This is a genomic window from Bradyrhizobium tropiciagri (assembly GCF_001189845.1).
Lineage (GTDB): Bacteria > Pseudomonadota > Alphaproteobacteria > Rhizobiales > Xanthobacteraceae > Bradyrhizobium > Bradyrhizobium tropiciagri.
Window position 1 is genome coordinate 57,397 of record NZ_LFLZ01000028.1, and the last position, 13,302, is coordinate 70,698.

8 protein-coding genes are annotated in these 13,302 nt (G+C 64.4%); 3 read left to right on the forward strand and 5 right to left on the reverse strand.

Annotated features, from left to right (window positions below):
* Positions 1-66 precede the first annotated feature (66 nt).
* Complete coding sequence (locus AKN84_RS22355) at positions 67-1,836, forward strand: alkaline phosphatase family protein (protein WP_050422769.1); 1,770 nt, start codon at positions 67-69, stop codon at positions 1,834-1,836.
* A gap of 70 nt (positions 1,837-1,906) precedes the next feature.
* Here AKN84_RS22355 and AKN84_RS22360 read toward each other — a convergent pair whose 3' ends face one another.
* Positions 1,907-7,498: a DUF5801 repeats-in-toxin domain-containing protein gene (locus AKN84_RS22360; RefSeq protein ID WP_128971067.1), complete on the reverse strand. Its 5,592-nt coding sequence runs from the start codon at positions 7,496-7,498 to the stop codon at positions 1,907-1,909.
* A gap of 547 nt (positions 7,499-8,045) precedes the next feature.
* Here AKN84_RS22360 and AKN84_RS22365 point away from each other — a divergent pair.
* Positions 8,046-8,630: a FecR family protein gene (locus AKN84_RS22365; RefSeq protein ID WP_193399674.1), complete on the forward strand. Its 585-nt coding sequence runs from the start codon at positions 8,046-8,048 to the stop codon at positions 8,628-8,630.
* 75 nt (positions 8,631-8,705) lie between these two features.
* Positions 8,706-9,572, forward strand: a complete 867-nt coding sequence (locus tag AKN84_RS22370) for a tetratricopeptide repeat protein (protein ID WP_050422772.1) — start codon at positions 8,706-8,708, stop codon at positions 9,570-9,572.
* A 73-nt stretch (positions 9,573-9,645) separates the two neighbouring features.
* Here AKN84_RS22370 and AKN84_RS22375 read toward each other — a convergent pair whose 3' ends face one another.
* The 4 genes from AKN84_RS22375 to AKN84_RS22390 are packed head-to-tail and all read right to left on the reverse strand — an operon-like array spanning position 9,646 to position 13,269.
* A complete protein-coding gene (locus tag AKN84_RS22375) occupies positions 9,646-10,512 on the reverse strand; it encodes an efflux RND transporter periplasmic adaptor subunit (protein ID WP_050422773.1) in 867 nt (288 codons plus the stop codon).
* Positions 10,509-10,715 (reverse strand): DUF1656 domain-containing protein, encoded by a 207-nt coding sequence (locus tag AKN84_RS22380; protein WP_050422774.1) that lies wholly within the window; start codon positions 10,713-10,715, stop codon positions 10,509-10,511. The genes AKN84_RS22375 and AKN84_RS22380 overlap by 4 nt, the downstream gene beginning before the upstream one ends.
* Positions 10,712-12,763 carry an FUSC family protein gene (locus AKN84_RS22385; RefSeq protein ID WP_050422775.1) on the reverse strand — a complete coding sequence of 684 codons (2,052 nt, stop codon included), beginning with the start codon at positions 12,761-12,763 and terminating at the stop codon, positions 10,712-10,714. Before AKN84_RS22385 ends, AKN84_RS22380 begins: the two co-directional genes overlap by 4 nt.
* Positions 12,764-12,765: 2 nt before the next feature.
* A complete protein-coding gene (locus AKN84_RS22390) occupies positions 12,766-13,269 on the reverse strand; it encodes a MarR family winged helix-turn-helix transcriptional regulator (protein WP_050422776.1) in 504 nt (167 codons plus the stop codon).
* Positions 13,270-13,302 lie beyond the last annotated feature (33 nt).

The window sequence follows — 13,302 nt, forward strand, 5'->3', positions numbered from 1 at the left end:
CAGCGAAATGTGTTTTGCATAGCGTGTAACTCCATTTCTATTTCTTTCTGAAATCAGGAGAGCACTATGCGGCTTTGGGGAGCCATTCCGGCGCTCGCAGTTGTTGCTGGCGCCGTTGCCATCTCACCGGTGGCAAACGCCGAGAATTTGGTCGAAAAGATCGTTGATGAGTTCAAGCACGAGGTGCGGGACGAGCTGCGTGAGTTGCGCGACCGCGGCCATGAAGGCGTGCATCAGTACAAGCACATCGTCGTCATCTTTCAGGAAAACCACAGCTTCGATAACCTCTACGGGCATTGGGGCGATGTCGGCCGTGACCGGATCAACGGCACCTCGGATGCCGATCAGGCCCATTCGCTGCAGGTCCGCCAGGACAACCAGACCGTCTATGCCTGTCTGCTGCAGAACGACGTCAACCTGACCTCGCCGTCGCCGCAGCCGACCACCTGCACCGACAATACCGGCTCGGTCGCGATCCTGAGTGCGTTCAAGAACAAGCCGTTCGAGATCAACGACTTCATCCCGACCTCGGCGACCACCTGTCCGAAGCCGGTCGGCGCCTTCGCGCCACACGGCTTCCTCAACGGCACCGGCGCGCCCGGCGGCTGCACCGAGGACATCGTGCATCGCTTCTACAGCGAGCAGTATCAGCTCAACGGCGGCCGGCAGAACCGCTACGTGACCGGCAGCGACGCGTCGGGCCTGGTGATGGGCTATTACGACACCAAGAAGCTGCCGATCTACGCCTATCTGCATGGCCACGGCGCCCCGAACTACGTCATCGCCGACAGCTTCTTCCAGGGCGCGTTCGGCGGTTCGTTCCTCAACCACCAGTTCCTGGTCGCGGCCGCGGCGCCGCAGTTCGTCGGCGCCTTGAACGACGGCAGCGCTAACGACTTCCACTCGATCGTCGATGCGAACGGCATGCCGACCAGCACGCCGCTCTACACGCCGCTCTCGACGGTGAAGGACGCGCAGCTGACGGCGAAGTGCAACCAGACCGGCCTGCCGGCCGGCCTCGCCTGCGGCGATTACGCGGTCAACACCACGCAGCCGACCTATCAGCCCTTTTCCCCGGGCACTCCGGACATCAAGCGCCTGCCGCCGCTGCACACGCCGAACATCGGCGACCGGCTGTCGGCCAAGCATGTTGACTGGGCCTGGTATTCGGGCGGCTGGTCGAACGCCAACGGCGATGTCGGCGCTTCCGGCTGGACCAACGGCAACGGCACGACCTGCACCGATCCGAACCATAACTCCAATGCAGTGTTCCCGAACTGCCCCGACGTGGACTTCCAGTTCCACCATCAGGCGCTCAACTACTTCGCCAATTACGCGCCGGGAACGCAGGCCCGCAGGGATCACCTGAAGGACGAGGCGGAGTTCATCCAGGCGGCCAAGAACGGCCGGCTGAAGCAGGTCAGCTTCATCAAGCCGATCGGCGAGGAGAACGAGCATCCGGGCTATACCAGCGAGTCCGAAGGCAGCCAGCATCTCGTCGATCTCGTGAAGGCGATCGTCGAAGGGCCTGATGGCAAGGACACGCTGATCGTCATCACCTATGACGAGTTCGGCGGACAGTGGGACCACGTTCCGCCGCCGCCGTTCAACCGTCATGGCGCCGAGGCCAAGGCTGCGGACCAGTGGGGCCCGGGCACCCGCATTCCGGCGCTGCTGATCGCCAAGCGCTTCAACAAGTCGGGCGTCGCGCATGAGGACTTCGACACCACGTCGATCCTCAGGATGCTCGAGAAGCGCTTCGACCTCGATCCGCTGGTGACGCGCCCGGTGCGCAGCCTCTCGGCGGCGCTGAAGGCCGGCGAAAGCTGGCACTGATAGGAAGAGATCATCCTGGCCCGCGCCAATAGCTGACGCGGGCCAGGACTTTCACCAGGCTTCAGGGCCCTTACAGGATCAGATCATGCTGCACATGCGTGAGTTGATCTGAAATGACGGTGCCGGCCATTGCCGCAATTTCCGGACTGGGCGCGAATATCGGCGCGGGCGCCCCGTTCGTGACGCCCTGAATATCGACCTGAAGGCTGGTCGTGGCCGTATCGCCGTCCTTGTCGGCGGCAAGCACGTCGAACAGCAGATCGGTGCTCGGGATGGTCGTCTTCTCGTTATAGGTGATGTTGTTGACCGTGAAGGTGGCGTTGCCGCTGGCCGCTTGGTTGTAGTCGATCCCGACCTGGTTGAACTCCTTGCCGACGTAGAGCGTGTAGGTCGACGTCGTGCTGTCGAAAGCGGACGTGTTGATCAGCGACGCATCCGATGTTTGCTGCACGACCACCGTGGGATTGCCGCTATGTGGCTTTGCAACGTCGATGCTGAAGTCGTGCACGTCGGTGCCGCCGTCCAGAACCTTGAAGATCACGCCTGCCGTGCCGTTGCCTTGCCACTGGGTCAGCATGAAGCTGATCTGCGGCTGCTCGTTGGAGAACTTAAGGTTCAATTGCTCGTTGGGATCCATACTGAGCCCGGTATCGCCAACCGCGATGCCGTTGTTCGACGCCTTGACATCGATCGGATTGCCGCTGTTGTCGGATCCGGTGATGACGAGCTCTCCATCCGGAGCGGTGAGGGACGGCGTGCCGCCGCCCGAGGCGCCGAAAGTGGAGCCGGTCACGGTGACCTGCTTCAGCACGTCGACGCTCTCGAGATCGAAGGTAAAGGTTCCGCCTGGATTGATCAGCAGCGTGAAGTAGGGATCAGTCAGCGTACCGCCTGAATCCGCAAGATAGGCGTCCATTTCGACGCCGCCGCTCACGGCGTGGGTCGAATAGAAGAAGGTGTAGTCGTCGCCATTTCCGGTGACATGCACGGAGGTGATGCCGCCGCCGAGGCTGGACGTGGCCAGGTCGAATCCCGTGCTGCCGACCGCGCCGTCATGGATCGCAACCTGCATCCCGGCGTCGCCATCCGCGCCGAAATTGATGTGGTAGGCGCCGGTCGCGATCTGATTGTCCTGACCGGTGATGGAGGTCTCCGGGAACCCGCCAATCGTCGGGCCGTCATCGGTGATCGTCAATTGCTTGCCGAGGTCAAGGCTCGCGCGCTGGAAGTCGCCGTCCTTGTCGGTGATGGTTGCCACCAGGTTGACGATGCCGGCGCCCAGCGTAACGCCTTCGCCGGTATCGAGATTGGTCCCGAGGGGTTGCGTCACCGCGCGATATTCGGTGAAGGTCACGAGCCCGGTCGCCGGGTCGACGGCGATGGTGAATGCCAGCGTCCCATTGGTTGCGCCGACATGGCCTTCGATGGTGCTGCCGTTCAGAACCAGCACGTCGGCGAGGCCGGTATGCGAATCGATCAGGCCCGACGCGGTATTGTTGCCGCCGGTGATCGTCAGCGCGTAGCTGATGGTCGCGCCATCGGCGCCTTGAACAGAACTGAATGCCGTCGAGAAGTCGGTCGATGTCGTCGTCTGCGATGCGTCCGGCGCCGAACCTGCGATGTTGTCGTCGAACACCGTCGCCGTCAGATGCGTCTCACTCAGCGACAGCGATGGCGTCGTGCCGTTGGCCGTGATGCTCGGCCCGTCGTCGGTGATCGTGAGCTGCTTGCCGAGATCCAGGCTCGCGCTCTGGACGTCGCCGTCCTTGTCCGTGATCGTAGCGACCAGACTGATTAGTCCGGCGGCGAGCGTCAGGCCTTCGCCGTTGTCCGGGCTGGTGCCAAGCGGCTGCTTCACCGCCCGATACTCGGTGAAGGTGATAAACCCCGTGGCCGGATCAACCGTGATGGTGAAGGCGAGGGTGCCGTTGGTCGCGCCGACATGGCCCTCGATCGTGTTGCCGTTCAGAACCAGCAGGTCGGCAAGGCCGGTGTGCGAATCGACCAGGCCCGAAGCCGTGCCATTGCCGCCGGCGATCGTCAGCGTGTAGGCGATGGTCGCACCATCGGCGCCTTGAACCGAGGTGAACGCCGTCGAGAAATCGGCCGACTTTACCGTCTGCGACGCATCGGGTGCCGAACCCGCGATGTTGTCGTCGAACACCGTTGCCGTCAGATGCGTCTCGCTCAGCGACAGCGACGGCGTGGTCCCGTTTGCCCTGATGCTCGGACCGTCATCCGTGATGGTCAATTGCCGGCCGAGGTCGAGGCTCGCGCTCTGGAAATCGCCGTCCTTGTCCGTGATCGTTGCCGTCAGGCCGATGATGCCGGTTGCAAACGTCACGCCTTCGCCGTTGTCCGGGCTGGTGCCAAGCGGCTGCTTCACGGCCCGATACTCGGTGAAGGTCAAAAGCCCCGTGGCTGGATCGATCGTGATGGTGAAGGCCAGCGTGCCCGTGGTCGTGCCGACATGGCCCTCGATCGTGCTGCCGTTCAGAACCAGCAGGTCGGCGAGGCCGGTATGCGAATCGACCAGGCCCGACGCCGTGCCGTTGCCGCCGGCGATCGTCAGCTTGTAGGCGATCGTCGCGCCATCCGCACCTTGAACCGAGGTGAACGCGGTCGAGAAGTCGGTTGACGTCGTCGTCAGCGCCGCGTTCGGCTGCGAGCCCGCGATATTGTCGTCGAACACTGTTGCCGTCAGATGCGTTTCGCTCAGCGACAGCGATGGCGTGGAGCCGCTTGTCTTGATGCTCGGGCCGTCGTCGGTGATGGTCAGTTGCTTGCCGAGGTCCAGGCTCGCACTCTGGACGTTGCCGTCATTGTCGGTGATGGTGGCGACCAGGCTCAGGAGTCCGGGACTCAACGTGATGCCTTCGCCGTTGTCGGGGCTGGTGGCGAGCGGCTGCGTCACCGCGCGCATTTCTGCGAACGTCACGCGCCCGGTAACCGGATCGATCGTGATCGTGAAGGCCAGGGCGCCGCCGATTCCCCCGACGCGCCCTTCGACGGCGTTGCCGTTCAGAACCAGCACGTCGGCGAGGCCGGTGTGCGAGTCGGTCAGGCCCGAAGCCGTGCCATTGCCGCCGGCGATCGTCAGCGCATAGCCGATGGTCGCGCCGTTGGCACCTTGCACCGAGCTGAACGCCGTCGAGAAGTCCGCCGAGGTCGTCGTCAACGCTGCGTTCGGCGCGGAGCCGGCGACATTGTCGTCGAACACCGTGGCCGTCAGATGCGTCTCGCTCAGAGAAAGCGCGGGGAGGGTGCCATTGGTGCCGATGCTCGGGCTGTCGCCGGTGATCGTGAGCTGCCTGCCAAGATCGAGGCTGGCGAACTGATAGTCTCCATCCCTGTCCGTGATCGCAGCAAACAGGCGGACAACTCCGGAACTCAACGTAACACCTTCATCGGGGTTTGTGCCGGGCAGTTGCTTCACCGCGCGGTACTCGGTGAAGGTCACCAACCCTGTGAGCGGATCAATCGCGATGCTGAAGGCCAGTGTGCCGGTGGTCGAGCCGATATGCCCTTCGATGGTGTTGCCGTTTTGAACCAATACGTCGGCAAGGCCGGTATGCGCGTCGGTCAGGCCCGACGCGGCGCCGTTGCCACCCGTGATCGCCAGCCCGTAGCTGATCGTCGCACCATCCGCGCCCTGGATCGAGCTGAATGCCGTCGAGAAGTAGGCTGCTATCGTGGTCAGCGCCGCGTCAGGTGCCGAGCCGGCGATGTTGTCGTCGAGCGCCGTTGCGGTGAGGTGGCTCTCGCTCAGCGTCAGCGATGGCACGGTGCCGTTGGCGTTGATCGTCGGGCCATCGTCGGTGATGCTGAGCCTGCTGCCCAGATCGATCGCCGCGCTCCGGGAGTCTCCATCCCTGTCCGTGATGGTTGCAATCAAGGCGACGATTCCGGCGGTCAGCGCCACCGCTTCGCCGCTGTCCGGACTGCTGCCAAACGACTGCGTCACCGCCCGATACTCGGTGAAGGTGACAAGCCCGGTCGCCGGATCAACCGTGATGGTGAATGCCAAGGTGCCGTCGGTCGCGCCGACACGGCCTTCGACCGTGTTGCCGTCCAGGACCAGCACGTCGGCGAGGCCCGTGTGCGAGTCGACCAAGCTCGAGGCCGTGCCATCGCCGCCGGCGATCGCCAGTGCATAGCTGACCGTCGCGCCATCCGCGCCTTGAACTGGCTTGAATGCCGTCGAGAAGTCGGCTGACGTCGTCGTTAGCGCCGCGTTCGGCGCGGAACCGGCGATGTTGTCGTCCAGCACCGTTGCCGTCAGATGCGCCTCGCTCAGCGTCAGCGCGGGCGCTGTTCCGCTTGTGCTGATGCTCGGGTCGTCTTCGACGACGACCAACCTGCTGCCGAGATCGAGGGTCACATACCCGAACTGGTCGCCCTTCATCACCGTCGCAACCAGGATGATGACCCCGCTCGCCAGCGGTATGACGTCGCTGTCGCCGGTGTTGGCGCCAGGCGGCTGGGCCGCCGCCCGGTACTCCGTGAATGTCACGTGCGCCGTGACTGGATCGAGCGCGATCGTGAACGCCAGCGTCCCGCCGGTGCTGCCGACGCGGCCTTCAATGGTGTTGCCGTTCAGAACCAGCACGTCAGCCAGGCCGGTGTGCGAGTCGATCACCCCGGACGCTGCGCCGTCACCGCCGGTGATCACCAGCGCGTAGTTGACCGTCGCGCCGACCGCGTCCTGTGGGTTGGCGAACGTTATTGCGAAGTCGCCTGTCGTCGTCGTCAGGGCCTCGTTCGGCGACGAGCCGGCGATATGGTCGTCCAGCGTCGTCGCTGTCAGATGTCTCTCGTTCAACGTCAGCGGCGGCGGCGCTCCGAAGCTCAGCACGAGCGGCGCCGGTGGCGGCGTGTACGTGATGACGTACCCGGGAAGGGTGATCGGTACCGGTCCGAGCTGGTTCGGCGTGAATGACGGGTCAGGTTCGATAAAATTGATTGGCTGCAGCAGCGGCGAGCCTTCGTATGCCGGCGCACCGGACCCTTTTGACCACACTCCTTTGGCGTAACCGGCAAGTGTCTCCTGTTGCGCGTTCCGCAAATCCTCCATGTGGGCAGGGCTGTTCGAGACCTGGCTCACGCTGACCGACGACCCCCTTGTGGTCAGGACGACCGTGACGCCGGGATCGTCGACGACGATGTGCCGGGGGTTCGCCTCTTTCGTCACCAGCTCGAACACGCCGTGGTGCATATCCTTGTAGGTGATGGTGTCGTCGTCCAGGAGGGTGACGTTGGGCTCCGCGGCCTGGACATCCTTCAGCAGCGAGAAGGTCAGCGCGGCGAACGACAGCAGGCTGAGGCCGCTGCCCCTGACGATGCCAACCGGCGTGTCCGCGGTCAGGACGTCTGACCCGGCCAGCCGGCTGCCGATGAGGCGGAAGATGCTTCTGGCTTTCGCGAACAGTCCCGGCCGCAAGCTGCCGACCGGGTCCTGGGCCAGATCGCCCAATGCCAGCCGGGTGCCTGCCGGCAGGTGAAGCATTGCGCCGTCGATCAAGCGGATCTCGACCCGCCCGCCGGCTGCGACCTCGATGACGTCACCCTGGCAAACCGGATCGCCGGCCACGACGAAGTGGGCGATGTCGCGCGCACGCACAATGGTGCCGCAACCGATCACCGTATCAACAACGCCAATCACCCGGGGCAGCCGGCCTAAAACGGCCGAGCTCGCGCCCCCGAACGCTACGCCGGACGCGACTAACATTGGCTTTTCGCCTGCTGAACGGCTCAGGCGGTAGGTGCTGCCATCGTTTTTTTGGTCTGGCTTGCGCGCTCGACGAGGTGAAAAGACCCCGCACCCGCAGCCATTGGCTCGCCCGCCGAAACGTCCTGATTGAAACTAAATTCGGTAGTGAAAATCGGCTTCCAGTACAGCGGAGAGCCATCGCGGAAACGGCAGAACCGCTGCCAATTATCGCAAGTGCACCCCCACTAAATTTAGTGTATATTTACCAAGTGAATTGTCCACTTATTAATTTTTAATCGAACGACACCAGGCCCTTAGGCCTGTTTTGCAGCAACTCGGTCGGCAGTAGAGGTCCTGCGGTCACGGCCCGGCGGTCCAAATCACCATCGCGCCGCGACACGACAAGCTCTTCTCAACGGAGGGGATCGTGCGTAACCATTTGATTGTTCAATTACTTGCAAGCTTCGTTTTGGCGCTCGTGACTCTGGCGCCTGGTCCAATGCTGGCGCAAACCGAGCGGGCCCAACCCGCGGTTCAAAATTCCTCAGCGAGCTTCATCGGGACAGTGGTCACCGCCACCGGCTCGGTCACGATCGAGCATCCGAGCGCGGTCGTCGTGCAGGCTGCCCTGTCCGACCAACCGCTGCAGGCGAAGGTTGGCGACCGCGTCTATTTGGGCGACGTGGTGCAGACCGGGGCCGATGGGCGGGTCGGGATCAACTTCACCGATGGCACCTCGTTCAATCTGTCGAGCAACGCCAAGATGGCGATGACCGAGTTTGTGTACGACCCGAACGGCAAGTCGAATTCGACCCTGTTCAAGCTGGCCAATGGAACGTTCACCTTCGTTGCCGGCAACATCGCGAAGACCGGCGACATGAAGATCGACACGCCCGCCGCGACGATGGGAATTCGAGGCACCACGCCGCGCATCGAAATTTCCGATGACGGCACGGTGAGGTTCGCGACGCTGGTGGAAGAGGGCAAGAGCAAGCTGCTCAGGAAGCCTGCGACACGCCCGGCGGCGCAACCCGAGCAGAACACCTACCACAGGTTCAATCCGAACATTTGTCGAGGGTGCTAGGCGAGCAGGGCGTCAGTCTTGAGCGGCTACTCACGGATATCGGCGACGACTGCGTCGTCAAAACCGGAGCCCGACATGAATCCTCGCGCAGGTTCCGGTGGGAGTGGCGGCCTGGCGGCGCTTTTCATCCTGCTGCTGCTCACACCGTCGGTTGGCGCGCAGAGCCCGACGCAGAGGAACAACTACCTGCGGAATATCGAGCTGTGCAGCGGCGTCGACCACACGGCGGCCGACGCGCGCATCGGTGCGTGCTCGGCGCTGATCGATGCGGCTCAGGACATGACGCCGGCCGGCCTTGCGATCGCCTACAACAACCGTGGCAATGCCTACACCGGCAAGGGAGACTATGACCGCGCGATCCGGGATTTTGACCGATCCATCGAGCTCAATCCAACCTACACCAAGCCGTTCAACAACCGCGGCGTAGCCTATTTCAGGAAGCACCAGTACGATCGCGCGACCGATGCGTTCGATCAGGCCATCAAGCTCAACCCGAACTACGGCGAAGCCTTTGCCAACCGCGCCGGTGTCTATCTGAAGAAGAATGACTATGCCCGCGCCGTGCAAGACTACGATCAGGCCATTCGCCTCGAGCCCAACCTCGAAGGCGTGTGGAACGGACGCTGCTGGAGCCGGGCCATCCTCGGCAAGCTGCAGGAGGCGCTGGAAGACTGCAACAAGGCGCTGCAATCGGGGCCGGCCAACGCTGCGACCTACGACTCGCGCGGCCTGATCCATCTCAAGACCGGCGAGCTTGGCGCGGCGATCGACGACTATAGCTCCGCGCTTCGCATCGATCCGAAGCTGGCAAGCGCACTCTATGGACGCGGGCTGGCGAAGCTGAAGCAGGGCGACAAGGCCGCCGGCAATGCCGACATCGCGGCGGCCAAGGCAATTCAAGGCAGCATCGGCGACGACTTCAAACGTTACGGCGTGCAATAGACGCGCTTGCCGGCGGAGTCCGCAACCAGGGCGGCCGGCTTGATGCCGCTGCCGGCGCGTCTGGTCGGGCCGGCTAGTTCATGATCTCGACCGTTGCCGAACGGCCGGCGACCAGCGCGATGCGATCGGGCAGATGATCGAGCGCAATGCGCACCGGGACGCGCTGTGCGAGCCGGACCCAGCTGAAAGTCGGATTGACGTTCGCGAGCAGGTTCGCGCCGTCGGTGCGGTCGCGGTCCGCGATGCCAGCCGCGATGCTCTCGACGCGTCCGGTGAGCCGGACCGGCTCGCCCATCAGCCGCACCTGCGCCTTGTCGCCGACGCGAATGCGCGCCAGCTTGGTCTCCTCGAAATAGCCCTCGACATGCAGCGTATCGGTGTCGACCAGCGCCATCACGCCCTTGCCCGCGGTGACGTAGGCACCGGGCCGCAGGTCCATATTGGTGATGGTGCCGTTGACCGAGGCATGCACCTCGCTGCGATCGAGGTTGAGCTGAGCGACGGCGCGATCGGCGACCGCCTGGTCATAGGCGGCCTTGGCCTGCAGCTGCGTGGCCAGCACCTGCTCCTGCTTCTGCTGCGACACCGCATCGGTGGTCAGCGAGCTGTAGCGTTTGAGATCGGATTCAGCCTGATCCAGCGTGGCACGATGGCCGGCGACCGCAGCGTCGGCCTGTTGCAACGCCAACGCAAAGCGCGCGCGATCGATCCGGAACAGGATGTCGCCGCGATGCACTTGCTGATTGTCCTTGACCAGCACGTCGGTGACGAAGCCGGACACGTCGGGAGCAACCTGAACCACGTCGGCGCGGACCCTGCCGTCGCGGGTCCATGGCGATTCCATATAGTAGACCCAGAGCGCGCGACCGACGGCCAGCGCAGCGACGAGCGCGATCCCGGTCAGCGCGACCCGGCCGAGCCAGGCGAAATTCCCCTTCATGGCAGAAACTCCGAAAAATAGACGACGACGCCGAGCAGGCATACGTACAGGGCGAAATTGAACAGTGCGCGATGCCAGACCAGCCGGTAGAGCCCGAAGCGTTGCATGATCCGGTTCACCACCGCGCTCAGCGCGTAGGCAACGATGAGCCACAGCAGCAGCGCCGGGACCAGGACACCATAGATGTCGAGCTCATACCTCATGCAGCAAAACTCTCCTCGGGCTGCGATCGATACGCAGGCGCATCCGGAAACAGGCCGCGGCGGATGCCGACGAGGCCGAGCAATGCATCGTCCCGCGCACGCTCATTGGGGTCCTTGACGACCGCGGTCACCGTCGCATCGATGCGCGACAGCAGTTCGGCCGGCATCGCCGCGTCCACATGAGCGCGAAACGATGCCGCGAGGTCGTCCAGCATGTCGTCGATGGCCCGCACGGTCGACGCCGCGAGGCCGTAGCGGGCCCGCCTGAGGTCGATGATGTTGAGCCCGATGCGCAGCTGGACCAGGCTGTCGGCATCGCGGCGGTCGCTCTCGGAGATGAAGGCGATGCGCTGCACCAATAGTCCAAGCCGATGCAGCATCAGGCCGGCAAACTGCGCGCGATCGCCGCGGCCGCGCCGCTCGGCGGCGACTGCGAGCGTCTGCCAGCTCGACATCATCAGGCGCTTGGCGATCCATTCGGCGCCGACGCCGCGCGCAACCCGCGTCACGATCTCGGCGATGACGACGCCGAGGAAGAAGGCGACCGCCGTGTTGGCAAAGCTGGCGAAATCCGCGTTGTAGGTCGATTGCAGCGCGAGCAGCGTCGCGGTGTTGGCGGCGAGCGCCATGCCGATCGGCGCGGTCTTGGGCCGCGCGATCAGGAAGCCGTATGTCAGGAAGGTCGGCGCCAGCGCGGCGATCAGGACCTCGATATGGGAGATGCCGGGCACCAGCGCGAACTGATAGATCGCGACCACGACGATTGCGACGAGCGAAAACAGGCCGAAGGCCCGGATGCTGCGCGCCGGCTCGTCCTGCGCCGCGAAGAAGGAGCAGGCGACCGCCGCCATCATCGGCGCCGAGGCGCCGTCGGGCCAGCCGGTCGCAATCCACACGCCGCAGCAGATCAGGATCGCTACCGCCGCCCCGGCAGCCGACCACAGCGCCATGCCGTGGTCGCGATGACGGACCGGCGCGGCGCCCGCCTCCGGGTGGAATGCCAGCGGGACGGCAGAGATATCCTGGCCCACCGCAATCGCATCGCCGACCGCGCGGCAGTCGGCTGAGATGTCGACAAGCTCGCGCAGCCGCAGCAGCAGGCTGATGGTGATGATGCGCTCCCGCGGCGCGAGGCCGTCGAGTGCCGATTGCCGTTTGGCGATCGCGGCGCGGATCTGCTCGCCGGATTGCCGCGAGCGATCCTCGTCCACGATCCATGCGGCGAGGTCGCCGATCAGGCGCCGCAGCTCCGGTTGGCTTTGCAGCGCCGCTTCGCCGAGTGCGGCCAGCCGGTCTTCGATCGACGTGACGATCGGCAGCAGCATCAGCATGCGCAGCCGGACCTCACCGAGGCCACGTATGGTGCCGGCGTCGGCCAGCCGGTCGTAGGCGAGATGGGTCGCCAGCGTATCGATCTCGACGATGTCGGTCGCAAGGTGGAGGCGTTGGGCCCGGCGCGTCTCGCTGGTGCCGCGATCAAGCAGCACGTCGCGGGACAGGCGGCGCGCATCCGCCAGCCAGCTCCTGACGCGGCCGCCGACCGCCGGCGCGACGCTGCGCGGAAACACCACCGTCGACACCAGGCTGGCACAGATGATCCCGAGCGAGATCTCCTCGACCCGCGCCAGCGCGACATCGAAGATGCTGCCGGGGTCGGCCACCGATGGAAATCCGATCAGCGCGACGGTGTATCCCCCCAGCATGAAGATATAGCTGCGCGGCGTGCCGTCGAGCAGCGCCAGGTAAAGGCAGAGGCCGACCCAGAGCGCGATCGCAAGGCACAGCAGTTCCGGCGCGTTGATCAGGTTCGGCACCAGGGCGACCGTCATGCTCGCGCCGACCAGGGTGCCGATCACGCGGAAGAACGCCTTCGAGCTGGTCGCACCGGCCAGCGGCTGTGACGTGATATAGACCGTCGCCATCGCCCAATAGGGGCGCGGCAGATCGATCGCCAATGCGATGACGAGCGCCAGCATCGACGCGGCGAACGTCTTCAACGCGAAGATGAGGTCCGCGTGGCGGACCAGGAACGGCTCTTCCGCGCGCATGACTATCTCGCCTCTGCAGCAGTCTTTTCTGCAGCAGTCTTGCCTTGAACACTCTTGGCGTCCTGCAGGCGGCTCGCGCGCTGCTCGATGCGCTGGAGCGTCTCGAAGGTTACCGTAAGTTCATCGCTGCCGATATCCTTCAGCAGGCTTGCGCGCACGCGGCGTAGCACCCGGTTGGTCTGCTCGACCTTGGCTTCGCCTGAAACGGTGAGATGCAGCGTCTTGGCGCGCCGGTCGGTTGGGTCCTCGCGGCGCTCGACCAGGCCTTCGGATTCGAGCAGATCGATCAGCCGAACCAGCGAAGGCCCCTCGATCCCCAATTCGTCGGCCAGCACGCCCTGGCGGACGTTCTCCCCCTGCCGCGACAGCACCAGCAGCGGGATCGCCGTGGCGTAGGACAGGCCGTGATCGGACAGCGCCTGATCCGACTCGCGACGCCAGATGCGGGCGAGCCTGTTGATCAGGCGGCCGATCTCGGCGTGGATATGGGATTGCGACGGAGGCATGCGGATTAGATAGGATACAAACTATTAGGATAC